Source organism: Lysinibacillus sp. G1-3, assembly GCF_056322905.1.
The window spans coordinates 268,565-293,347 of record NZ_JBWHYQ010000002.1 but is presented as its reverse complement, the minus strand read 5'-3'; the positions used below and the strand labels follow the sequence as shown (position 1 = coordinate 293,347).

The 24,783-nt window shown below is 37.2% G+C and carries 23 protein-coding genes and 2 riboswitches; of the genes, 12 read left to right on the top strand and 11 right to left on the bottom strand.

Translation table 11 applies throughout. The features are described from left to right. The coding region (locus tag ACVYAD_RS03360) for a hypothetical protein (protein WP_476424578.1) at positions 1 to 450 on the top strand (450 nt) is incomplete at its 5' end. Positions 451 to 634: 184 nt separating this feature from the next. On the opposite strand, the gene ACVYAD_RS03355 is transcribed toward ACVYAD_RS03360, so the two are convergent. Further along, positions 635 to 1,405, bottom strand: a complete 771-nt coding sequence (locus tag ACVYAD_RS03355) for a TSUP family transporter (protein WP_476424576.1) — start codon at positions 1,403 to 1,405, stop codon at positions 635 to 637. Between the two features lie 125 nt (positions 1,406 to 1,530). Here ACVYAD_RS03355 and ACVYAD_RS03350 point away from each other — a divergent pair, with 125 nt between their 5' ends. Continuing rightward, positions 1,531 to 2,313 (top strand): TrmB family transcriptional regulator, encoded by a 783-nt coding sequence (locus ACVYAD_RS03350; protein WP_476424574.1) that lies wholly within the window; start codon positions 1,531 to 1,533, stop codon positions 2,311 to 2,313. A gap of 79 nt (positions 2,314 to 2,392) precedes the next feature. Here the strand turns inward: ACVYAD_RS03350 and ACVYAD_RS03345 are convergent, their stop codons facing one another. Next, positions 2,393 to 2,764 (bottom strand): nucleotide excision repair endonuclease, encoded by a 372-nt coding sequence (locus ACVYAD_RS03345; RefSeq protein ID WP_349658035.1) that lies wholly within the window; start codon positions 2,762 to 2,764, stop codon positions 2,393 to 2,395. 194 nt (positions 2,765 to 2,958) lie between these two features. After that, positions 2,959 to 3,069: riboswitch (SAM riboswitch) on the top strand. A 153-nt stretch (positions 3,070 to 3,222) separates the two neighbouring features. Between ACVYAD_RS03345 and metA the strand changes: the two genes are divergently transcribed. Next, positions 3,223 to 4,158 (top strand): homoserine O-acetyltransferase MetA, encoded by a 936-nt coding sequence (gene metA / locus ACVYAD_RS03340; RefSeq protein WP_476424571.1) that lies wholly within the window; start codon positions 3,223 to 3,225, stop codon positions 4,156 to 4,158. A 130-nt stretch (positions 4,159 to 4,288) separates the two neighbouring features. Here the strand turns inward: metA and ACVYAD_RS03335 are convergent, their stop codons facing one another. The 6 genes from ACVYAD_RS03335 to plsY all read right to left on the bottom strand — a co-directional run bounded on the left by ACVYAD_RS03335 (position 4,289) and on the right by plsY (position 9,760). Further along, positions 4,289 to 5,686, bottom strand: a complete 1,398-nt coding sequence (locus ACVYAD_RS03335; RefSeq protein ID WP_476424570.1) for a GerAB/ArcD/ProY family transporter — start codon at positions 5,684 to 5,686, stop codon at positions 4,289 to 4,291. A gap of 35 nt (positions 5,687 to 5,721) precedes the next feature. Further along, complete coding sequence (locus ACVYAD_RS03330; protein ID WP_349658032.1) at positions 5,722 to 5,955, bottom strand: hypothetical protein; 234 nt, start codon at positions 5,953 to 5,955, stop codon at positions 5,722 to 5,724. A gap of 3 nt (positions 5,956 to 5,958) precedes the next feature. Continuing rightward, positions 5,959 to 7,158, bottom strand: coding sequence for a Ger(x)C family spore germination protein (locus ACVYAD_RS03325; protein WP_349658031.1), 1,200 nt, complete (start codon positions 7,156 to 7,158; stop codon positions 5,959 to 5,961). 14 nt (positions 7,159 to 7,172) lie between these two features. After that, positions 7,173 to 8,720 carry a spore germination protein gene (locus ACVYAD_RS03320; RefSeq protein ID WP_349658030.1) on the bottom strand — a complete coding sequence of 516 codons (1,548 nt, stop codon included), beginning with the start codon at positions 8,718 to 8,720 and terminating at the stop codon, positions 7,173 to 7,175. A 127-nt stretch (positions 8,721 to 8,847) separates the two neighbouring features. Beyond that, positions 8,848 to 9,138, bottom strand: a complete 291-nt coding sequence (locus ACVYAD_RS03315) for a HesB/YadR/YfhF family protein (RefSeq protein WP_349658029.1) — start codon at positions 9,136 to 9,138, stop codon at positions 8,848 to 8,850. 19 nt (positions 9,139 to 9,157) lie between these two features. Continuing rightward, on the bottom strand, positions 9,158 to 9,760 hold the full coding sequence (gene plsY / locus ACVYAD_RS03310; RefSeq protein WP_349658028.1) for a glycerol-3-phosphate 1-O-acyltransferase PlsY: 603 nt from the start codon (positions 9,758 to 9,760) through the stop codon (positions 9,158 to 9,160). Positions 9,761 to 10,454: 694 nt separating this feature from the next. Between plsY and parE the strand changes: the two genes are divergently transcribed. Further along, positions 10,455 to 12,431 carry a DNA topoisomerase IV subunit B gene (gene parE, locus ACVYAD_RS03305; RefSeq protein ID WP_476424568.1) on the top strand — a complete coding sequence of 659 codons (1,977 nt, stop codon included), beginning with the start codon at positions 10,455 to 10,457 and terminating at the stop codon, positions 12,429 to 12,431. Next, the gene (gene parC, locus ACVYAD_RS03300) at positions 12,428 to 14,860 is read left to right on the top strand and encodes a DNA topoisomerase IV subunit A (RefSeq protein ID WP_349658026.1); all 2,433 of its coding nucleotides are present in this window, start codon (positions 12,428 to 12,430) and stop codon (positions 14,858 to 14,860) included. Before parE ends, parC begins: the two co-directional genes overlap by 4 nt. Positions 14,861 to 15,020: 160 nt before the next feature. On the opposite strand, the gene ACVYAD_RS03295 is transcribed toward parC, so the two are convergent. Together ACVYAD_RS03295 and ACVYAD_RS03290 are read right to left on the bottom strand one after the other, a co-directional pair. Then, a complete protein-coding gene (locus tag ACVYAD_RS03295) occupies positions 15,021 to 16,307 on the bottom strand; it encodes an MFS transporter (protein ID WP_476424567.1) in 1,287 nt (428 codons plus the stop codon). Positions 16,308 to 16,534: 227 nt separating this feature from the next. Further along, positions 16,535 to 17,143 carry a TetR/AcrR family transcriptional regulator gene (locus tag ACVYAD_RS03290; protein ID WP_476424565.1) on the bottom strand — a complete coding sequence of 203 codons (609 nt, stop codon included), beginning with the start codon at positions 17,141 to 17,143 and terminating at the stop codon, positions 16,535 to 16,537. A gap of 275 nt (positions 17,144 to 17,418) precedes the next feature. After that, positions 17,419 to 17,529: riboswitch (TPP riboswitch) on the top strand. 177 nt (positions 17,530 to 17,706) lie between these two features. On the opposite strand from ACVYAD_RS03290, the gene ACVYAD_RS03285 reads away from it, so the two are divergent. Genes ACVYAD_RS03285 through ACVYAD_RS03265 form a run of 5 tightly spaced genes read left to right on the top strand, consistent with a single transcriptional unit; the run spans position 17,707 to position 21,230 of the window. Then, positions 17,707 to 18,702, top strand: a complete 996-nt coding sequence (locus ACVYAD_RS03285; protein WP_476424563.1) for an ABC transporter substrate-binding protein — start codon at positions 17,707 to 17,709, stop codon at positions 18,700 to 18,702. A gap of 1 nt (position 18,703) precedes the next feature. After that, positions 18,704 to 18,994, top strand: a complete 291-nt coding sequence (locus ACVYAD_RS03280; RefSeq protein WP_349658021.1) for a thiamine-binding protein — start codon at positions 18,704 to 18,706, stop codon at positions 18,992 to 18,994. Continuing rightward, positions 18,994 to 19,764: an ABC transporter permease gene (locus tag ACVYAD_RS03275; RefSeq protein ID WP_476424561.1), complete on the top strand. Its 771-nt coding sequence runs from the start codon at positions 18,994 to 18,996 to the stop codon at positions 19,762 to 19,764. Before ACVYAD_RS03280 ends, ACVYAD_RS03275 begins: the two co-directional genes overlap by 1 nt. Then, the gene (locus ACVYAD_RS03270; protein WP_476424559.1) at positions 19,742 to 20,491 is read left to right on the top strand and encodes an ABC transporter ATP-binding protein; all 750 of its coding nucleotides are present in this window, start codon (positions 19,742 to 19,744) and stop codon (positions 20,489 to 20,491) included. Before ACVYAD_RS03275 ends, ACVYAD_RS03270 begins: the two co-directional genes overlap by 23 nt. Then, positions 20,481 to 21,230, top strand: a complete 750-nt coding sequence (locus ACVYAD_RS03265) for a TatD family hydrolase (RefSeq protein WP_476424558.1) — start codon at positions 20,481 to 20,483, stop codon at positions 21,228 to 21,230. Before ACVYAD_RS03270 ends, ACVYAD_RS03265 begins: the two co-directional genes overlap by 11 nt. Positions 21,231 to 21,462: 232 nt before the next feature. Here ACVYAD_RS03265 and ACVYAD_RS03260 read toward each other — a convergent pair whose 3' ends face one another. Further along, a complete protein-coding gene (locus tag ACVYAD_RS03260) occupies positions 21,463 to 22,881 on the bottom strand; it encodes an aminotransferase-like domain-containing protein (protein WP_476424557.1) in 1,419 nt (472 codons plus the stop codon). Positions 22,882 to 22,994: 113 nt separating this feature from the next. Between ACVYAD_RS03260 and ACVYAD_RS03255 the strand changes: the two genes are divergently transcribed. Next, entirely contained in the window at positions 22,995 to 23,918 is a 924-nt protein-coding gene (locus ACVYAD_RS03255; protein WP_476424556.1) for a DMT family transporter, read from the top strand. A gap of 130 nt (positions 23,919 to 24,048) precedes the next feature. Further along, entirely contained in the window at positions 24,049 to 24,711 is a 663-nt protein-coding gene (locus ACVYAD_RS03250; protein ID WP_476424595.1) for an MBL fold metallo-hydrolase, read from the top strand. Positions 24,712 to 24,783 lie beyond the last annotated feature (72 nt).

Sequence of the window (24,783 nt, the reverse complement as noted above, 5' to 3'; positions counted from 1 at the left end):
AGGCCTGAAAAGTCTGCAAGTTCGTTACGAAACTTTGCGTTATTCATCTTAATTGAACCGCCGTATACGGATCCGTACGTACGGTGGTGTGAGAGGTCGGGAGTTAATCACTCCCTCCTACTCGATTGTATTCAAAGAGTAATGGATAGAACGTCGAGAATCGTGGATAGAAACCTTGAAATGATGGATAGAATGTTCAAAATCGTGGATAGAAACTCTGAAATGATGGATAGAATGTTCAAAGGCGTAGATAGAAACGCTGAAATGATGGATAGAACGTTCAAAATCGTGGATAGAGACCTTGAATTGATGGATAGAACGTTCAAAATCGTGGATAGGGTCACTGGAACGACGGATAGAACCTTCGAAGCGACGGATAAGATCACTGGAGCGACGGAAAGAATCTCCGAAGCGACGGATAAGATCACGGAAATGACGGAAAGAACTTGAAGCGACGGATAAGATCACTGGAGCGACGGAAAGAATCTCCGAAGCGACGGAAAGAACTTGAAGCGACGGATAAGATCACGGAAACAACGGAAAGAACCTCTTCGAATTAAAAAATAGAACACTCAAAGTTCATAAACAAAATCAAACAAAAACGCCGTAGAAATAGCGTATCTACGGCGTTTTTTTAATGAATTATGTAATCATAAGCATTTTTAGTGAGCAATGTAATCGTTACGATAATAAACAATACGCGAACAAAACCGCTACCTTTTTTAATCGCCATACGTGAGCCTACAAATGCACCGGCAATTTGAGCTACACCCATTAGTAAACCGTAGACAAAATGAATTTGACCTAAGTAGGCGAACATTAAAAGTCCTGCAAAATTACTTGCTAAGTTTAAAAATTTGGCATTTCCTGCTGCCTTTAAAAAATCAAAGCTGATTAATAAAAAGCTGAAAATTAAAAATGAGCCGGTTCCTGGACCAAGAAATCCATCATAAAAACCAATGCAAAATAACAATAGCATGAATAAAACTAAGTGCGTAAATTTTAAATTTTTGACCGAAGCTACTGAACCCCAGTCTTTTTTGAAGATTGTATAGACTGCAACCGCTGCAAGCATTATGAGCATAAGCGGTTTTAGTAATTCAGGGTTTATTAAATGTACTGTCCATGCACCAAAAAGGGATCCTATAAAAGCTAAAGGAAAGTATTTGATAACCGAACGTATTTCTAGCTGACCGGAACGATAAAAGGAAATGGTTGATGTTAAAGATCCCATTGTACCAGCTAGCTTATTAGTTGCTACGGCTGCTGCTGGATTTAAACCGGCAAACATTAGGGCGGGTAAGGCAATTAAGCCACCTCCACCAACGACCGCATCTACAAAGGCGGCTAAAAATCCAAAAGATATTAATAATATGACTACATTTAAATCTACTTCAAATAGCATGTTTACACCTCTTTAGATAGTTACTACTGAAATAGTAACTAAAATTCGCGGAGCTGTAAAGACTAATTTTTTCGTTGGCGTACCTTCATACCCTTCAATTATAATAGAGGAAATGGAGGGATTCGATGGAATTATTAATCGCCCAATTAAAAGAACTGGGATTCACAGAATATGAAGCTAAGGCCTATACGGCACTCGTACAAAATAGTCATGTTAGTGCCTATCAAGTAAGTAAAAACTCCGGTATCCCACGTGCAAGAATATATGACATACTTAATGGACTTGTTGAAAAAGGGTTAGTACTGAAAGAAGAAACGGCAGATCAAACGACATACTCTTCCATTCCAGTTGCTGTGTTTTTACAACAAATTGAGCAACGCTGGCAATCGAATTTCACGTCGATTAGTGATCAATTAGAAAAATTAGAGGTAAAAGAGCAGGAAGCGGAGCATAAGGTCGTTACGCTAAAAGGAAAAGGGGCAATCGTCAATTATTGTCAGTCGTTATTACAAAAAGCGGAGAAAAAAGTATTATTATCAATGTGGGAAGATATGTATGAAAAATTGCGAGAAGATATACATGAGGTCTCTCAGCGTATTCCGGTTCATGGCATTACATTGTATGTGGATGAAAATGTTGCATCGATTGACCAGCATCGCATTACTCAATATACGAGGAATGCTACTACGCCCCATTGGTTTATACTGTCTATAGATGGTCAAGAGATGATTTATGGTCACTCACCGTCCAATCAAGAAACGGCTTTTATAACAAATGACACAGTGCATATTTATTTATTAGAGGATTATATATGGCATGACGTGCTTGTCAATCGACTGTTAAAGCGCGATGATACGGAGCTTGGGGAATGGATTACAAAAGAACGTAAAGCCTTTTTCGTAGAGTGAAAATAATAAAAGAATCTACAAGCCATCATGTACAGATGGCTTGTAGATTCTTATTTTATGTTATATAAGATCTTTTATCTTAATAAAAAACTTTATCAACATTGTATTTAGCGCGGAATGTATTAACCGCGTATGTTTCGTAAATTTCACGTTCCATTGGATCATCTACTTCGTACACTTCAATTTTGAAAACTTCATCACGGTGATTTTTCATCGGTGACACATTGTCTTCGAAATGCTTTTTAATACGTTGACGAATCTTACGTGCTTTACCGACAAATAATAGTTCATTCTGTTCATTGTAGAATAAGAAAATGCCGCCATTTTCACGTGTGATTTTATGGAAATCAATAAAACCGAAATACGGTGTGATTGGTACATCACCTGGCTTTACATCTTGTTCGCGTTGGCGAATTACTAAATCTGGTTTTGGAAATTCAATTTTAATCAAACTATTCACGTTCCTCTCTGTTACTAAAGGTATATGTTAACATAATTACAGCTTGTTTACCATAAAATATATGGACTTAGCTTCAATATTAGTTTTAAACAAATTACATAATGACATGCATGGTTAATAACAAAATATTCTATGTATTGTTGATATTCTTAATTGTTCATGGTACAATTCTTTTTAATTAAATAATCTTATCAAGAGAAGTTGAGGGATTTGGCCCGATGACGCTTCAGCAACCTCTAACAAAAGTTAGAAAGGTGCTAATTCCAGCAAAGGATTTGTCCTTTGAGAGATAAGAGTGAACGTGGTAAACATCCTTCTCATTCTATCTCAAATGGAATGAGGGGGATTTTTTAATTTCATCGAAAAAAAGACTTTACGCAAGGCCTGTGTATGGAGACTAAGGCCAATAATGGGTTAACAGAGAGAAATATAAGAGAGGGGAATGCAAGATGCCAATTAATATTCCAAAAAACTTACCAGCTGGAGAACATTTACGTGAGGAAAAAATCTTCGTAATGGAAGAGGATAGAGCGAAAACTCAACAAATTCGTCCGTTAAATATCTTAATCTTTAATTTAATGCCAGAAAAAGAAAAAACAGAGCTGCAATTACTACGTTTATTAGGGAATACCCCATTACAAGTGAATATTACATTTTTGAATACTGCTACTCATGAATCGAAAAATGTTAGTAAATCACATTTACAATTATTTTATACGACGTTCGATCAAATTCGTCATCGTCGCTATGATGGCATGATTATTACGGGGGCACCAGTAGAAAAAATGCCATTTGAAGAAGTGAACTACTGGCAGGAAATTTCAGAAATTATGGACTGGTCCAAAACAAACGTAACATCGGTCCTACATATATGTTGGGGTGCTCAGGCAGCGTTATACCATCATTACGATATTGGCAAAATTGGGCTTTCTGCTAAATGCTCAGGTGTATATTCTCATGTTATTACGGATTTAACAGTGGATTTAGTACGCGGCTTTAGTGATTTGTTTACGGCACCACATTCGCGTTATACGTCTGTATCGATTGATGAAGTACGCAACCATCCTGATTTACGATTGCTCTCTTATTCAGAAGATGCTGGTGTTTTCATTGTGCAATCTAAAGACAATAAAAATATTATGATTACTGGTCACCTTGAATATGATGCAACAACTTTAGCGGATGAATATAGTCGTGATGTTGCGAAAGGATTAGATATTGAGGTACCAGTGAATTACTTCCCAAATGATGATCCAGGGAATGAACCGATTAATACATGGCGTGCCCATACACATTTGTTATTCTCGAACTGGTTGAACTACTATGTTTATCAAGAAACACCATACGAATGGGATTTTGTTGATCAAATTGAATATCATATTTAGTGCTATAGAAAAATGATGACCTTGATATTATAGGGTCATCATTTTTTCTTTTCTCATTTCCGTTCCGGTAGGGCACCTTCCTGGGGCGTCCGATGAGCCGCTTCGCTTTTGGTGATGAACAACACTGCTGTTAATTGTCTGGCGATTTTTTATTCTTTTCACTGTTTGGCGTATTTCCGGTATCGCTATCATTCTGTGTAGAATTTCCGGTATCGTTTTCACTTTTACTTTGTGTAGTATTTTCGGCATTATTATTACTTGCACTTTGAGCAGCATTCCCGCCATTGCTGTTACTATCACTTTGAGTAGAATTATCGATATTGCTACTATTTGCACTTTGAGAAGCGTTACCGCCATTGCTACTACTATCACTCTGTGTAGAATTTCCATTTTGATTTTGCGTACTACTATCACAATGCATCACATTTCCTTGATGACCATCGATTTTACGAATCTTCGCGACGATTAATAATAGGGAGGGTAATAAAATCATTATAATGAAGGATAATATTGGCCATATATCTCTATTGTAAATATCTGAATGAATAATATTCGGATGAAGAATTTGTGAAAGTCCAAGGATAATCATGCCGAGTGGTAAAATGAGCGGTCGATGATTTTTAATTTTACATATTTGTGCGATACCGATAACCGCAGCATAAAAATACATATAAGTTCTAATATAAATAGTGATAATCCACATGGCTGCCATAATCACTTCAATACGTTGTAAAAAGTCCCCAATTGAAATTCTTTGGGCTAATGCATAGCTTGGGAATGTTCGTGAAGCAGTATTTGCTGGGCCAAGGACAAGGATTGATAGTGTGATGATCGTGATTAAGACAATTCCTCCCAAAATTGCACCAATGTAAAAACCTTTTTGCGCAGATTTTTGGACGTTAACTGCGGAAGGGAAAATCGTTAATAATACGGCAAGGGGGAATGAAAAAAGACTTATAAATCGAATTATACTAAAGAATAATGATTTTTTTGGTGTTTCCATTATTGGCTGAATATTTTCAATCTGGATAGATGGTGCAATAAAAAGGACAAAGAAAATAAAAATTAATATAAATATTGCAAATAGTATTTCTGCAGAACGGGCAAAAACTTCAATTCCTAAAAATGTAGCATAAATAATGATAATACTGAACATAAATGCAAACGCCATCGTGGGTGTTTCTGGCATTATTTCTGTTTTCATGAAAATTCCAATGAAATATAATAATTCACCGGCTGAAAGTAAAGATATAATAGCAAAGCCGATTGCAGTGAATTTTCCGAAAAATCTACCTAATATCTTTTCATTAGCCTCTACAAATGTAAGGGTAGGTGTTTTATTTCCTAAAGCAACGAATAGCTTTACTATGGGCAAACTTATAACGACACCAATGATCGCTGCAATCCATGCATCTTGCTTTGCTTCGCTTGTTACACTTGCAGGGATAATTAAAATGGCTGTACCAATTGAAAAAAGAAGGGTAATGATCATAAATTGTCTTGAACTAATTATTTCTTTTTCCATCATGAACTACCCCTTTTTCTTAACATAATATTGCCTTATTACTTTGTTAGAGAGACAATGTAATCTTTAATAGGTGAAAAAATATAGGTAATCAAATCTAGTGGGCTCGGTATTTTGACCTTTAATAAGATTGCAATATTTAATGCGGCACCAAGCAATAAAAAAATTGAAAAAATAACGATTGTTTTTGTTTCTTTATTTTTTTTTAATGAAGGAATAAAGGCAAAGGCTATAACAGCAGAAATGATTAGTATGAATATCGCCATCATCATAGCTTATTCTCCCTCCGTCTTATTCACTAATGAGTTTTCCATCGTCCCTAATCCTTGCGTGTTGACATGTACGTCAACTTTAACAGGTAGCTCTTGAAATATGGTTAGCCACTCTTTTTTTATTTTTTTCCACTCTTTCGGATTTGTGCGATGAAGTGCTTCGCCGAATCCAAAAATATCGACCCGATAATTTTGCTGAACTGTACTGATTGTTTTTTCGATTCGCTTTTTAATAAGTTCTTCCGTTTTTTTATTGACGTATTGAAGCGATTTTTCTTTTGTAAGGTCTATATCACATTCAACTTCTCCGACATTTTGGTTAACATCTATAGAAACATTGATTTTGGGTGATCCATTTTTAAATTTACCTTTTATTTTTGTCTTTGAGTGTGTAATTTCAGTTGATAGAGTACCTCCCTTAGGGCAAGTAAGAGTTTCAATTGTACTTTCTATTTTGTCCTTTAAAAAGCTTAGACTTCTACTCTCATCTTCCGATAAAAGCCCGATGTATTTATCTTCTTTAAAAACAGCTAAGCCTGCGTACTTCAAGACCGCAGTAGACTTTGATTTTTTAACATTCGTTTGCTCCATTCCCACACTTCTATCTCCATGAATTTCAATGGCAGACATGACTACGCTTGTTTCTTTGTTATTTAAAGTACTGATTAATTCATCTATTTTAATTGATTGGGTTGTACCCCAACTTTTCTCCGACGTTCTAAGAGAATTTAGCATTTTATTAGCTGGTACTTTTTCGATAGGTGTTAATACATTTAATACTTCTTCGGCAGTCGCGTTATGAGCAACGATGACATCGAAATCATTTCTGAATTCATGATCTCTTGAAATTAAATCTAATGGCTTGCCAATTCCTTCTGTAGCTAATTCATCGCCGAGCACAACTATTTGAAGATGAGAAAAATAAAGTTTTCGAGCTGTTAATGTTGTCATTTTTCTTATGGCCTCAAACACTGTTGCACCTTTTGAATGATAGGTAATAACCGGTGACCGTCCTGAAGTAGGCTGTTTGGAAGAGATCTCACCAGGAATTACAACTTGAACAGTTATGTCAAATTCATTATCTACTTTATCTATTCCTAATGCTGCGACAATTGCTAATTCATTGAGTTCACGCTTACTCCAGCAACCACTTAAAAGTATAGTAAGAATAATTAGTAAACATAGTGCCTTACATTTTGACATAGTTTATTCCTCGTTTACACATTCTTTTGATTCCTTTTTTTCGTATTAAAATATTTATGACCTCTGACAGTGTTTTTATTGCTAACTAGGCGTGGTCGAGTCAATAAAGCTCTACGCGGGAACAAGACTAGTGCATCTTTTTGATCCTTTAAAATTAATGGGCCGAATGGACTTAAATATGGTACACCGAAAGTTCGTATGCTGCATAAATGTAGTAGGATGATCATCAGGCCAAACATCAAACCAAATAATCCAACGATTGCTGATACAATCATTAATGGGAAACGAAGAGCACGAACTGTATTGGATAAGCCATAAGCAGGAAACAAGAAGCTACAAATGGCTGTTAAGGCTACAATAATGACCATTACGGCTGATACGACTCCTGCTTCTACAGCAGCTTGACCGATTACTAATGTGCCAACAATGGACACGGCTGGTCCAATGGTTCTTGGCATGCGAAGACCTGCTTCTCTTAATACCTCAAAGGCAATCTCCATAATGAGTGCCTCCACAACGGCAGGGAAGGGGACTCCTTCACGTTGAGACGCAATACTGATCAGCATCGGAGTCGGTAGCATTTCTTGATGGAAGGTGGTGATTGCTACGTAAAGCGATGGTGCCACCAAAGCAAGAGCGATTCCAAAAAATCTCAAAATGCGTACAAGTGAACTAATCATCCAATGCTGATAATAATCTTCAGCAGATTGCAAAAAGGATGTAAATAATGCCGGCACAATGAGGACAAACGGTGAACCGTCCACTAAAATGGCAATTTTACCGTCTAATAGCTCACCTGCAATAACATCAGGCCGTTCAGAATTATAAATAGTAGGGAATAAAGTGAATTTGTTATCTTGAATAAAATCTTCGATGTAGCCGCCTTCTAAAATACCATCAATATTAATACGATCTAATCGGGCAAGAACTTCTGCTACTATTTTGTCATTGGCAATGTCATTTATATACATAACTGCAACTTCTGTTTTTGTTACTTCACCGACAATCCGGGTCTTGATCCAAAGATTAGGACTTTTAATTTTTCGACGGATAAGGGCTGTGTTCGTACGTAATGTTTCCGTAAAAGATTCCCTTGGTCCTCTAATAACCGATTCTGTGGCTGGTTCCATAACGGCTCTATCTTTTGCACCTTGTGTACTTGTCACAATACCAGTTGAAGATTCATCTAATAAGATGACCGTATCACCTTTTAAAATAGAATTGTACAGTGCTGAAAAATGAAAAATATCATTCACATCGCCAGCTGTTAAACAAGAATCTTTCAAATATCGAATAATCTTTTCTATTTCTGTATCTTGATTATCTTCAATATCAAGCATTAGTTTATCAATCACAGAATTAGAAATGCTTATTTTATCGGATAAGCCTTCTATATAAATGATTGCTAACGTATATTGTTCAGCTTTTCCAATCGTTATTTCTCGTATGACAAGGTCATTACTATTCCCCAGTGTGTTTTTAATCAACTTTAAATTTTGAGAAAGAGAACTATATAGTTGGTCGTTATTTTGGGAGGTATCAGCAATTTTAGAAATAGACATGTTCTTTCCTCCTCAAGTTTTTACATAAATATAGAATGTACAACTTTGAGAGAAGATAAACTAAGGTTGGAAGTGATTTCATAGAAAAAAGCAGTGTTCCTTTCGTATAAAGAAAGGAAACACTGCTTTATTTTGTATACGTATATTTAAGTTCGTCATTAGTAGCATCCACATCTACATTTAAATTGTGGTCATTGAAGAACCATAAATCTTTTTCATCAATATAGTAGGTCACATCGTCAATAACTGTCTTTACACCAATTTCGATTGGTTCTTCACGTGTCATACCAAGAGAAAAGCCTTCGTGAAAAGGACTGGAACCACCATATCTAGCATAAAAACGAATCGTATCTCCGGATTCTACTTCCATTTCTTGTTTAAACCATTGTAGGGCTACATCTGTTAGTGTGATATTCATTAGAATGCTCCTCTCTTCGTTACAGCCATTTTACCTTTGGTTCGGTACCATTTTTAATGCGGGCAATATTTGCTCGGTGACGATACATGATAAAGGTAAATAAACAAGCTACTAAAATACCTAACGCAAAATCACCTGTAACAAAATAATAAACGATTGAGTAAATAAGTGCTACTAAAGCGGCAATCATCGAAGTTAAGCTTACAATCTTCGTTATTTTTAATGTTAATGCAAAAGCGATAAATAGTAAGATAAATAGAGGCCATGAATAACCTAAGAGAACGCCTGCTGATGTTGCCACCGCTTTCCCACCGCGAAAACCTGCAAAGATAGGGAACATATGACCAACAACGGCTACTAGTCCAAGAATTAGCGAGTGAATGGAAACGTCAGAGAAGACAGGAAGAGCTACAAGTAATACGGCTGCTGTACCTTTTAAGACATCCATAATCGTTACGACTATTCCCGCTTTTTTTCCTAAAATACGAAATGTGTTTGTCGCACCTAAATTTCCACTTCCGTGTTCACGAATATCCGTTTTATAAAAAATTTTGCCTACCCATAATCCCGAAGGTATAGAGCCGATTAGATAAGCACATAAAATAATAAGTCCATTTAGCATAGCTGGACTCCTTTCATTCATTGATTATTACTTGGTACTAATAATATGTAATAAATATTCTACACTTTTTCTCTACAATCTACAATGACATGAAGGAGATTTCTTCGTGTATCTTGAATTCATTATAAAAGATAACTATTTTTCAAGGATTTTAATATGTATTTGATTATATGTTAGGCTTTTTGACATGATTCATGTTGGCAGCATGAAAGCCCTTTCTAAAAATATAGGTAAAAAGGCAATTTTGTCAATCATCCATTCCTTTGGTAGAATAGAAGTCTATCTTTAATTTCTAGAGTAAGTTAGTATGAATTTTCAAATAGACAGAAGGAAGCTATGAAGTACAGTTCTGTATATTTTGCAGTGGAATTTCAAATGCTTCTGTATGGAAGACCAAAACCTATACCGATCGGCATCGTTTTGAAATGAGAGAAATGACCAGAAGTTAGCCATATGTTGTTTTATTTATGGAACTAATGTTTATGATCCTGCGTCAAGGGAATAGGATAGTTAGTAATACATAATAATGCATATATTGCAACTTTTTCTTCCGGTAACATGCTCAAAACGACAAAGCTGTGAGGAAATTTTAAAAATTTATTGGGTCTGTCACTAGCTATTGACAGGAAATGCTATTATTATTAGGAAGAGAACATAAATAGAACATGCGTTTTGTTTTTTGGAGGGGAATTTTTTGGCGAATAAACAGTCACCAAGCGTCTATAATGATGACGCCATTCAAGTATTAGAAGGATTAGAAGCGGTACGAAAACGACCCGGCATGTATATCGGTTCTACAGATGGCCGTGGACTTCATCACCTTGTATATGAAATCGTAGATAATGCGGTGGATGAAGCACTGGCTGGCTTTGGTTCTCATATCATTGTCAATATTCATAAAGATCAAAGTATCAGCGTTCGAGACTTCGGCCGTGGAATGCCAACAGGTATGCATAAGATGGGGAAACCCACTCCCGAAATTATCTTTACTGTCTTACATGCTGGTGGTAAGTTCGGGCAAGGTGGCTATAAAACAAGTGGTGGCTTACATGGTGTAGGTTCTTCTGTTGTTAATGCTTTATCCACTTTTTTAGAAGTAACGATTCATCGTGACGGTAAAAAGTATCGTCAACGCTTTGAAAACGGTGGCCACCCTGAAACAACATTAGAAGAAATAGGACAAACAAAACAGACAGGAACACTTGTACATTTTCTACCAGATGACACAATTTTCTCTGTAACAAAATTCAATTATGATACGCTTGCAGAACGTTTACGAGAGTCCGCATTTTTATTAAAAGGCTTAAAAATTGAGCTAATCGATGAACGCGAGGAAGGCAAAGGTGATGTTTTCTTTTATGAGAACGGCATTGAAGCTTTCGTTGCGTATTTGAATGAGGAGAAGGATGTCCTTCATCCTGTTAAGTATGTGGAAGGGATTCAAGACGATATTGAAGTAGAATTCGCCTTCCAATTCAATGATGGTTACTCAGAAACAATCCTTTCATTTGTTAACAATGTTCGTACTCGTGATGGTGGTACACATGAAACAGGTGCCAAGTCAGCATTAACACGTGTTTTCAATGAATATGCGCGGAAAATTGGCCTGTTAAAAGATAAAGATAAAAACCTTGAAGGGACAGACATTCGTGAGGGCTTAGCTGCGATTGTTTCTGTTCGTATACCAGAGCATTTACTACAATTTGAAGGTCAAACGAAAGGTAAGCTCGGAACTAGTGAAGCGCGCTCGGCGGTAGATAGTGTTGTTTCGGAGCAAATTTTATATGTGCTTGAAGAAAACGCTGAATTATCTGCATCTCTTGTGCGTAAAGCTATTCGTGCGCAGCAAGTACGCGAAGCTGCTCGTAAAGCACGTGAAGATGCACGAAACGGCAAGAAAAGCAAAAAAGGCAGTACGATTCTTTCCGGAAAATTAACACCTGCACAATCGCGAAATGCGGCGAAAAACGAGCTGTATTTAGTCGAAGGTGACTCTGCAGGAGGGTCTGCAAAACAAGGGCGAGATCGTACGTTCCAAGCGATTTTACCATTGCGTGGTAAAGTTATTAATACTGAAAAAGCAAAGCTTCAGGATATTATGAAAAATGAAGAGATTTCAACGATTATCCATGCTATTGGTGCTGGTGTCGGAACAGATTTCTCTGTCGAGGATGCAGCATATGACAAGGTCGTGATTATGACCGATGCTGATACGGACGGAGCACATATTCAAGTGTTGCTGCTAACGTTCTTCTATCGATATATGCGACCATTGATCGAAGCTGGAAAGGTATTTATCGCATTACCACCGCTTTATAAAATATCAAGAGGCACTGGTAAAAAAGAAGTGATTGAATATGCTTGGACCGAAAATGATTTACAAAAGGCCATTAAAAAAGTTGGAAAGGGTTACATATTACAGCGCTATAAAGGTCTTGGTGAGATGAATGCTGACCAGCTGTGGGATACGACGATGAACCCTGATACGCGTACATTAATTCGTGTAACGATTGAAGATGGTGCACGTGCTGAAAGACGTGTGACAACATTAATGGGCGATAAAGTAGAGCCACGCCGTAAATGGATCGAAGCTAATGTAGACTTCGGTATGGAGGATGATTCAAATATTTTAGAAAATGAATTCATCCAACAAGAGGAGGACCAAGCATGAGTAGTACGGAAAAGTATCAAGATTTACCTTTAGAAGAAGTAATGGGTGACCGTTTTGGTCGCTATAGTAAATATATTATTCAAGACCGCGCGTTGCCAGATGCACGTGACGGTCTTAAGCCTGTGCAACGACGTATTTTATATGCGATGTTTACAGAGGGCAATACGAACGATAAACCATTCCGTAAATCAGCCAAAACTGTCGGTAATGTTATCGGTAATTATCACCCACACGGTGACAGCTCAGTTTATGAAGCAATGGTGCGCATGAGTCAGGATTGGAAGGCGCGCCATATGCTTATTGAAATGCATGGGAATAACGGCTCTGTTGATGGTGACCCACCGGCAGCGATGCGTTATACAGAGGCAAGACTATCTGCTATTGCAGCGGAAATGCTCCGCGATATTGGCAAGAAAACCGTTGAATTTGTGCCAAACTTTGATGATCAGGATATGGAGCCGACTGTTTTACCAGCTCGCTTCCCGAACTTATTAGTCAACGGTTCAACGGGTATTTCGGCGGGTTATGCGACGGACATCCCACCTCACGCACTTGATGAGGTGCTAGATGGTGTTCTTATGCGCTTAGATAAGCCAAACTCCACGGTTGATGAATTAATGACCGTTATTAAAGGGCCTGATTTCCCAACAGGTGGCATCATTCAAGGTGTCGATGGTATTAAAAAGGCATATGAGACTGGACGCGGTAAAATCATTGTGCGCGCTCAAGCAGTCGTAGAGCCAATTAAAGGTGGCAAAGAGCAAATCGTTATTACGGAATTACCGTATGATGTCAATAAAGCAAATCTTGTGAAGAAAATCGATGAGCAGCGCGTGGATAAACGACTTGAAGGAATTGCAGAAATTCGCGATGAATCAGATCGTACCGGCCTACGTGTTGTCATTGAACTGAAAAAAGATGTTCCAGGACAAGGGATTTTACAGTACTTGTTTAAAACAACTGATTTACAAGTAGCCTATAATTTTAATATGATTGCTATCCATAATCGTCGTCCGACAATGATGACATTGCCATTGTTATTGGATTCTTATATTGCCCATCAAAAGGAAGTCGTGACGAACCGATCTATTTATGATTTGCAAAAGGCTAAAGATCGTTCGCATATAGTTGAAGGCTTGATAAAGGCATTGTCTATTTTAGATGAAGTCATTGCAACGATTCGTTCGTCGAATGATAAGAGAGATGCAAAAACGAATTTACAGGCGAAGTTTGACTTTACAGAAGTACAATCAGAGGCAATCGTTAGCTTGCAATTATACCGATTAACGAATACAGATATTACAGAGCTTCGCAATGAACAAGATGAATTAAATAAACTGATCGCCAAGCTTGAAGGGATTCTTAATAGTGAAGCAAAGCTTGTACGTGTCATTAAACAAGAATTGCTCGACATAAAAAAACGCTTTGCAGAGCCTCGTCGCTCAAAAATCGAGCAAGAAATTGAAGAAATCAAAATTACGTTAGATGTCCTTGTACCAAGTGAAGAGGTCGTAGTGACTGTTACAAAGGATGGCTATATTAAACGAACATCTACACGTTCACATGCAGCTTCAAACGGTCAGGATTTTGCAATGAAGGATTCCGATTATTTATTATATGAAGCAAATTTAAATACACAGCATCATCTACTGCTGTTCACAAATCGAGGCAATTATATTTATCAGCCAGTCCATGAGCTTCCTGATATTCGTTGGAAGGATCTTGGTCAGCATATTTCAAGTATTGTGCCAACCGGAAAAGATGAATCTATTATTGCTGTATATGGTTTTGAGACATTCGAACAGGCCAATACGTATATTTTAACGGCTACGAAAGATGGACAAATTAAACGCTCATCAGTAGCAGATTATGCTGTAACACGCTATTCGAAGCCGATAAAAACGATGAATGTCAAATCAGGCGATGAAATGATTTTTGCAAGTATTGTGACGGACGAGGTAGAACTAATGTTAACGACAGATACTGCCTATGCAATTCGTTTCCCAATAGAGGAATTACCAGTAACAGGTGTAAAAACAGGTGGCGTCAAAGGGATTACACTGAAAGACGGAGAAGCATTAGTCGGCATCAATGTTTTACCACCAGATAAAACGTCCTATGTGGCAATTGTTACGCAACGCGGTGCTGTGAAGAAAATGAATGTAGCCGAAGTAGAAATGACTAGTCGTGCAAAACGCGGCTTAAAAGTATTAACAGAGTTAAAAGCGAACCCACATCGAATCGTGGCTGTAGTCAAGGTCACTGATGGGGAACAGCTAATGATTGAAACGGAAAAAGGTGTGCAAGAGTCCCTTGATGTACAAGCATTAACTCGAGCAGATCGCCATTCAAATGGCTCCTTTAAAGTGGATATAGCTACAGACGGTGCCATTTCACATGTCTTCGCAGTCAAAAAAGAAGAGAAATAACATTAGTTTTCTAGCCCAGCTCCTTTGAGAGCTGGGCTTTTTTGAGTTAATTGAAACCAAAGAGCTCGGTTCTTTGTCTAACATACTGGAGGATTGTAAAGTGATGCTTTACCTAACGATAACAAGTTTGACCGAGCCGAAATAAGTGGAAAAACAACCTTTAAGAAGAAACAGGCACTTTTCTTTCATTCTTTTCACAAACATTAGCGTATAGTGTTTTTGTTACTAAATAGTACAAAAATGTACCAGTTAATCCTAGGATAAGGAGCAATCCACTCATATATATAGGGGGAATCCATTCTCCAATGATAATCAATAACGAAGCTACAATCATTGCTCCATAGGTAGTTAAGCTATTAAAAGCCATATAGGTGCTACGAGCGTTAGATGGGGCAAGTTCTCCTATCATCGCCTGTTTATTAGGAACAAACATCAGCTCACCAATTGTTCCAATAAACATGGCAATAAAAAGAATCAACACGTTATTTGAAGAAGCGAAAACACTGAAACATATAGAAAAGATTAACATTCCTATAACAAGAGTCCAGCGATCACTACATTTTTTAAATAAGAACAATACAGCACTAGATAGGATAACTACAAGAATAGTATTCTCTGTTCGAAGAAAACCAAGCATTTTTGTGCCATCTACTATGAAATCTATTCCAAATAAAGAGGCTGAATGTTGAGGTATATCTTTTTCGAGCCGAATCCCAATATAGTTTGATAAAGACTGTTCCAAAGTAAAGATCAAGATTGCTCCTAAAATATAAAACATAAATAGCTTATCTTTTAAAACACTTGAATAAGTTTGAAGCATTTCTACAGATGAAGATTTTTTCTTATGATGAGAAGACTTAGGTGAAGGTTCTGGTGAATAAGTTTCTGTGATGAAAAATATAGTCATAAAAACAGATAACAAAGAGATCAGTGAGATTCCAATAAATAACTCAAATAAGTAGTTTTTAAAAAGAAATGCTCCAATAATTCCTCCAATTGCAGTTGATAAATTCCCTAACCAGTAGCTAATTGTAAATACGAGCTTTCTCGATTCAGAATTAGTAACATCAATCATCATAGCTTGTGCGGCTGGCTGAAACATGCCTCCACAAAACATATTGATGATGAAGAATGCTGCAGAAATATAAGGAAGGTTAAACCAAGGAGAATTAAAAAGTGCTATAAACAGATACGAAAGCAATAGACCAATTTCAGAATAAATCATTATTTTTTTTCGTCCGATTTTATCAGAAACATGCCCTCCAATAAACCCTCCAATGCCCCCACTAATGACAATAATTATAAGAATAAAAGCCGTTTTAGTAGCGCCGATATTTTGAGTAAAATAAATAGCGAGAAAAGGGATAACAGCCATAGAAATAAGGCCGCCTAGAAATTGCATGGCTAGGCGAAGTTTGATGTTGGGATGGATATCTCTCAATTTCATATAATCACTCCTCGTACTTTAAGTAATAGCTTTTTCCGATAGAATTCCTAAAGGAAGTGGTGGTCTCATTGACTCTTTTATGTTTTCCAGTTTGAGGCCTGCATAGCTAGGGGAGCCAAAAAGAAAATCATCCAAACTATTTTTCATAGGGAACAAAATATGTCTATAGATTCCGCCCTGTTATGAGTTTCCTAATTTTATAGGTACGGCTGAAGGATAGAGAATGTTTATAAATTAGAAATAGGTCCAAATAATCTTAGAGCTTGTCTCGTTATATCCTTCCACACCATGTTTGTATACTCATCAATAAACGTTAAACGCATTCCGTTTAAGATGGATAAGTATGACTCAGCAATTAATGAAGGTGCTTCTTCATAAAAGTAACCAAGCCGTTGACCTGCTTCAATAACCGGATAAATACAGTCTAGAAATGATTTTACAAAATCATCTAGTTCTTTAAAAAGCTTTGGAAATCGTTCAGGTCTTGCAAGAACCTGTTGAATTAAACGTAAGTATTCACTTCTCGTTGCAAAAAGTTGCACATGACAATCTATCATTTCCTTAATTATTTCAAGAGGCTCACCTTTAAAGTGTTCTTGTATCTCAATAAAATATGGTTTGATTTTTTCCAATGGCTCTAAAATAGCTGCTTCATAAAGTACTTCTTTTGAATCAAAATACGTAAATACGGTGCCGAAACTAACTCCTGCTTCCTTAGCAATATCGGCCACTTTGGTCTCTGCAAAACCATTTTCACTATATAATTTAATAGCGGCGTCTAAAATTGTAGATCTTTTTCTTTTCTTTTTTTCATCATTAGTAAGTATCGAATTCATGTTGATACTCCTTTCATAATAAATGATTGATTAATCAATCAAATTTCATTGTAATTTGTTTCCATTGTCAATATAATGAAAGAATTTTTTGTATTTTTAGTTATAAATTACTTTAAAAGCATGATGACTCCGTTACAGTGGTGATTTTTACTTTGCTTTCTTGAAGGAACGTTTTACAAATGAGGCTGTTTAAATAATAATTCAGCGCTATCGATAAACAGACCCTTGTCATTTACGGATAGATATGGTTATAATAATCTCGAAAAGTTCATATCGAAAGAATGTAGGGGGGCTGGTAGTTGCCAGCTGAGATTGTGTCCGATAGACGCTGACCCTTTGAACCTGATTTGGCTCGTACCAGCGTAGGGAACATCTATTCAAAAAAAGAAAGTTTTTGATACTGATTGTACAACGTCTGGGAGGAATCCTAGGCGTTTTTTATGTTTTCAGACTTTTGTTGCATGCACATACCTTACGTGTAAACAGACCGTGAACGGTTTCTTCTGGTAAAGACATTCATTCATTCATGAACACTTTCACACTACTAACTTGGAGGATTCAGCATGAAAAAATGGTTATTGGTCCTAATGGTTGCACTTTTAACATTAGTGGGCTGTAGCGAAAAAGAAACTAAAAAGGATGCTAAAGGATTAACAAAAGTATCGGTAGTTCTTGATTGGACACCGAACACAAATCATACAGGTTTATATGTAGCTGAAAAACTTGGCTACTTTAAGGAACAAGGCTTAGATGTTGATATTTTATTACCTGGTGAAACGGGTGCTGATCAGCTTGTAGCATCAGGAAAGGCACAGTTTGGCGTAAGCTATCAGGAAGGAATTACACAAGCTCGTGTGCAGGATGTACCTTTAGTATCGATTGCAGCGATTATACAGCATAATACTTCTGGCTTCGCATCTACCGCATCAAAAGGCATTACGTCACCAAAAGATTTTGAAGGGAAAACATACGGTGGCTGGGGTGCACCGCTTGAAAAGGCTGTACTACAATCACTAATGCAAACAGAAGATGCAGATGTTAATAAGTTAGATATCGTCAATGCAGGTGATTTAGATTTCTTCACTATGATGAAAAAAGATATTGATTTTGCGTGGATTTATTATGCATGGACAGGTATTGAAGCAGAACTTCGTGGCGAAAAGCTGAACATGCTTTATTTAACAGATTATAGTGAGCAGTTAGATTATTACACACCTGTACTTGCTACAAATGAAAAAATGATTCAGGATAATCCTGAGACGGTAAAAGCATTTGTCGCTGCTGCAGCAAAGGGCTATGAATATGCAATAAAACACCCTAATGAGGCAGCTGATAGTTTACTAGAAGCGGTACCTGATTTAGATAAGAACCTTGTGCATAAAAGTCAGGAATGGTTAGCAGATAAGTATCAAGACGATGCTGCACAATGGGGCGAGCAAAAATTAGCTGTCTGGGAAAACTACGCGAAATGGATGGCCGACAACAAAGTTTTAGAGGGCGAATTTAACGCAAAACAAGCATTTACAAACGACTTTTTACCGAAAAAGGAGACAAAGTAATATGGCAAACTCTTTAATAAGTGTACAAATTATCCCGAAAACTGAAACATATGAAGATGTGATCCCGTTTGTCGATGCAGCAATTGCAGTTATCGATGCTTCAGGGGTGAAATATGAAGTTCATCCATTAGAAACGACAATGGAAGGCGAGCTTACGACTTTGCTGCAAATTATTGAAAAAATGAATGCCAAGATGATCGAGCTTGGCGCAATCAATGTCATTACGCAAGTGAAAATTTTATATCAGCCATCCGGTATTACAATGGATACGCTAACGGAGAAATATAAGTAATGAAGCAGGCTGTTAAACAAGGAAGGACGATAATTTTTATCGCCTTCCTCTTGTTCATATGGGAACTAATTGTCCGTTTTGCTGATATTCCACATTGGCTATTGCCTGCACCAAGTGCCATTTTGAAAGAGGGCTTTCAATCGTATGAGACGTTTGTGCCTCATGCTTTAGCTACTATACAATTAGCACTTCTTGGACTTGCTATCGGGATATTATGTGGGCTCACAGTTGCGGTGCTATTACATCGTTTTACGTTTATAAGGGAGCTATTTTACCCTATTCTCATTATGTCGCAAAATGTCCCAGTACTTGTCCTAGCACCATTATTAATCATTTGGTTTGGCTTCGGTTTATTGCCAAAGCTCATTATTATTTGTCTTGTGTGCTTTTTCCCTATTGTTATTTCGGCAATGGATGGCTTTCGTCAAACTTCGCCTGAGCTAAAGCATTATTTTGAGATGATAGGTGCTACGAAAGCCCAAACCTTTTGGAAGTTAGAATGGCCTTATGCGTATCCAGCGATTTTTTCAGGCATAAAGATTGCTGCTACCTATAGCGTCATGGGGGCTGTTATTGCGGAATGGTTAGGAGCGAAAATGGGGATTGGCGTTTATATGACATTGGCACAGTCTTCATTTCGAACGGATCGTGTATTTGTAGCGATTTTCGCTATCATATTTTTAAGTTTATTATTATTTAGTGCTATTCGATTAATAGAAAAACTTGTTGTGAAGGGGAGAGGAAACTATGCTAAGCATTCAAAACATTGATAAATCCTTTGATTCCCTTCCAGTTATCCGTAGTTTATCTTTTGAGGTGAAGGACGGGGAATTTGTGGCGATTATCGGTCCGTCAGGCAGTGGGAAAAGTACACTTTTTCAATTAATTGGTGGTGTTTCTTCTATAGATAAAGGTGCTATTTTATTAAACGGCACAGATATCCAGAAAAAAAGAGGGACGATTGGCTATATGCCTCAGCAGCCATGTTTATTACCGTGGAGGACGATCCTAGAAAATGTCACGATGGTCGAGGAGCTTCATGGAAAACCTAATGTTAACGTTGCGAAGGAATGGTTAGATAAAGTGGGGCTCGCAGCATTTGTAAATGCATATCCTAATGAGCTGTCAGGTGGTATGCAACAACGGGTATCGTTTATTCGTGCAATTGTCAGTAATAAACCTATTTTATGTTTAGATGAACCGTTTTCAGCACTGGATGAGTTTACAAGGCTTGAAATGCAGGCGTGGCTATTATCGATTTGGGAGAAATATCGAAAATCTATATTGTTCGTTACACATAATATTGAGGAAGCTCTGTTTTTAGCTGATCGTATTATTGTACTTTCAAAACGACCAGCGATGATGAAAAAGGAAATAATCGTACCTTTTGCAAGGCCACGACAAGAAGAAATTCGCCATTCCGCTTCTTTTACGGCATTGAAGCAACAATTATTCTCGTATTTAAAAGAAGAAAAGGATGAGGTGAATGTTGATTGATGCACATATTCATTTAGACAAGTATAAAGAGAACGACATACCTCCTTTGCTAGAGGAAGCGGAATATGTCATTGCCGTAAGCATGAATCTACCATCATGTGAGAAGACGTTGAAGCTGTCAAAAGCCTTTGCAAAGGTAAAGGCGGCATTTGGCTTTCATCCAGAGCAACCGTTACTTAGTAATGCGGAGGAAGAGGCATTATTCGATTGGATACGTCATCACGCTCATGACATGGTGGCAATTGGCGAGGTAGGGTTGCCTTATTATTTGAGGCAGGAGAAGGCAATTGATGATCGTTCGTATGAGGCTTTGTTAGAACGGTTTATTGTATTGGCAAAGGAATTAAATAAACCGATTGTATTACATGCTGTTTATGAGGATGCGGCCATTGTTTGTGACCTGCTAGAAAAACATCATGTAACGAAAGCGCATTTTCATTGGTTTAAAGGCGATGAGGAAGTGATTGAACGGATGATTCATAATGGGTATTTCATTTCTGTGACGCCTGATTGTACGTATGAGACTGAAATTCAAGATCTGATCAAAAAATACCCAATCGAGCTATTGATGGTAGAAACAGATGGACCTTGGCCGTTCGAAGGTCCTTTTAACAATAAACGAACATCTCCTTGGATGATGGATCATTCCATGGGGGTTATTGCTTCGATAAAGGGGCTTACAACAGAGGAAGCGGCGCGTATCATTACAAGAAATACGACAATATTTTATAATTTATAGCAAAAAACACAGCTGTTCTTTTAGAGTGGCTGTGTTTTTTATAGTATCTAATGGCTGATAAAAGATTAGAATCACGATAGCCTACATTCAGTTACGAAGGTGTTCTTTGGAACGTCCACTTTTAAGCGAAAGTTTAAAAAGGGATCTAATTATTAACACAACTTTTGTATAGCAAAATAGGAAGGCAAGCCCTGATATAGCTATGCAAAACCTTTAATCCAAGCCCCTTTTCTCACTTAGAAAGAGATTGTGCCACTGCAACAAACCTTTTTACCCCTTCCCTTAGTTGTTTTTCATTTGCATACGAATAGCTTAAACGTATCAAGGATGAAGGTTGTTTTAATGGATCACAAACTTGACCTGGCACGAAGGATATAGATTGTTCGATACATTTGGTTAATAATAATTCAGTCGGAATTTTATCTGGGAGTTCTACCCATAAGTTAAGACCGCCTTTTGGACTGGTCCATTTCCAGTCTGTTACTGCTAGCTCCTCCTCCATGATTTCCTTTCGAATCTGAAGGGCGATCCGGATCTTCTCCAAGTGCTGCTGCAATCTTATTGATGAAAAGTAATGGAGAAAAATTTTTGGATTGAGAAGTGGAGAACCATTATCAGCTAACGATTTTACTGTTAGTAGTGAATTCATTAACGATGATTGACAAATAACAGCCGCTATTCGCAAACCAGGTGAGATATATTTACAAAAGCTTCGGATATAAATGACTGTACCAGCAGTATCATATGTGTAAATTGGTGGTGGAGGGGCATGATCAAAATATATGTCGTGATAGGCATCGTCCTCAATTAATAGACATCGATATTGTTCAGCTAATTCTACTAATTTTTTTCGCTGCTCAACTGAAACAGTATAACCAGTCGGGTTATGGAATGTTGGGTTGAGATAAAATAGGCGTGGTTTATATTGTTTCATATATAATTCGACCTGCTGTAAATCGTACCCGTCTGGATGGATATCAACTGTTACAATCTGTGCTCCTTGTGCTCTAAAAGTATCAATCGCAGCACTATAGCTTGGACGTTCAAATAATACGACGTCTCTTGGCTTAATGAAAGTTTGAGCGATTAAGTGAATCGCTTGCTGTGAGCCAGAAGTGATTAACAGATCATCTGCACCCAGATGAGTTTTATACTGGTTGATAAAATATTGAGTGAGTGTTTCACGTAGTTCTAAATCACCTTGCACAGTTGAGTAGGTTGCAAGTACTTTTGGATAAAGGTCAAACACTTTCTTCACATAATCTGAAAAATAATGATTAGGCAAAAGATTTGGATCAATTAACGCTTGAGAAAAATGATAAGAAACAGGTGATTGATGGATTTCAGATAAATGATTTTTTTGTACATATGCAGATACAATTGGATTGTCAAGATCTAGATTTTTAAGGTTTTTCGTCACATTTGATTGGACAAAATAACCAGCTTTATCTTTTACATAAACTTTGTCATGCTGTTTCAGTAATTGATAAGCCTTTAATACTGTTAATCGATGAACATTCATTTCAGATGCTAATTGTCGAACGGAGGGAATCTTTTCATTTTCTTTCCATTCTTTACGTTCTATTCTGTGCAGTACATAATCGTATACTTTCTTAAAAAGATAGTCTCCATTTTGAATCGCTTTACTCACATCGATTCCTCCTATTCAAGACGATTGTACCATGATCCAATCTAATCTGTTCTATCTTTTTCAATCTGTTCTAATGTCATTCTTTTATGATAGAAAAAGAGGAGGAGTGTTATATGGTAATTGTTAATTATTTCTTCATGTGTTTGATTTTTGGAACGACATTTTTAGCGATTAAAATTGGTGTTGATGCAGGAGTGCCTCCATTTTTATCAGCTGGCCTTCGTTTTTTCATTGCTGGTTTGCTGCTATTTAGTTTTATGGTTTGGAGAGAAAAAACGACATTAGGGTTATTTTTTCGGAAAGAGATGTTTTTTACAGGAGTAGGTTTAACCTTTGGTACGTTCGCCACATTATACTGGGCAGAACAGTATGTGACATCAGGGATTGCAGCTGTCTTATCTGCTACAGGCCCAATGATGATCATCATTATTCAGACGTTCATAATGAAGCAAAAAGGAAATTGGAAATCATTCATAGGTTGTGGCGTCGGAGTCATTGGTGTCATGCTTTTGATCCTACCTAGTTTTTCAATTGAGATTAGTCCCTTTTGGATGGTTGGTTGTTTCGCCATAATATTAGGTGAAGTTTTTTACGCATCCGGAACGATTTATTCGAAACATGTCATCCGAAAATTTGAAACGACATCACCGATTGCTTTAAATGCAGCACAAATGATGCATGGTGGGATTTTATTAATCATTTTATCATTTTTTTCCGAGAATATTCAGCTTGATTATCTTTTAAGCCCAGCTTCAATTGGCTCTCTTCTTTATTTAACTATTTTTGGTTCAATGATCGGCCATAGTATTTATTATTGGCTTGTCTCACGGACAAATCCTGTTTTTCCTTCTACATGGCTGTATATCTCACCATTAATTGCCGTTATGCTAGGTGTTATCTTCTATCATGAATATATTTCTTGGCTAACAGGTATAGGAACTTTGACAATTATTGTAGGAACGGTTTTAGTTAATTTCGAAACATTACGGAAGTTGTTTTGGGGGAAGGGGACTGTTCTTCAGGATATTAAAAATTAACCTGCTCGATTTTGTTCAGGTAAATTATATTTGTAGAAGTGATAATGAGGTATTAGTGATACTGCGTAATTAATCTAACAAAACCTAATTTTTTACGTCAATAAAATCTAAATATAAAGGAGTGTAAAGTATAGAAATTTCTAAGGGAGTAGAGATGCTCCAACTTGAATTTCACGGAAATATTATTCATCCCACTCTATTATGGGATCAAGAAATGGCTGTTTTAATTGACACTGGGTTCCCTGGACAAATTGACGATTTACGCGTGGCAATGGAAAAGGTAGGCGTGTCGTTCGACAAACTGAAAGTTATCATTTTGACGCATCAGGATATAGATCATATAGGAAGTCTTCCTGAGATATTACAGAAGTGTGGAAGGAATATTAAAGTGTATGCTCACGAACTAGATAAGCCTTATATACAGGGGGATTTACCGCTTCTAAAAGATGGGCACATAGAAAATCCACCGAAGGGAAAAGTGAATGATACATTGAGTGACGGCCAAGAACTGTCGTATTGTGGAGGAATTTGTGTCATTCATACTCCCGGGCATACTCCTGGCCATATCAGCCTATATTTGAAACAAACTAAAACACTGATTGCCGGGGATTCGATGTACAGTGTAGACGGAGTAATTGGGGGAATTCATGTCCCGACCGTACTGGATTTCAAAGAGGCTCTACTCTCTTTGAAGAAATACCTAGACCTCGACATTGAATCTGTGGTTTGTTACCACGGGGGATTAACTAAGATGAATATTAATGAACAGATACAAAAAGTAATGTCATATTAAAATTCCAGAACTAAAACGGGCGCGAGTGTTGAATAAAACTTTATTTTACCCCCATCCAAAACAGGACGGGGG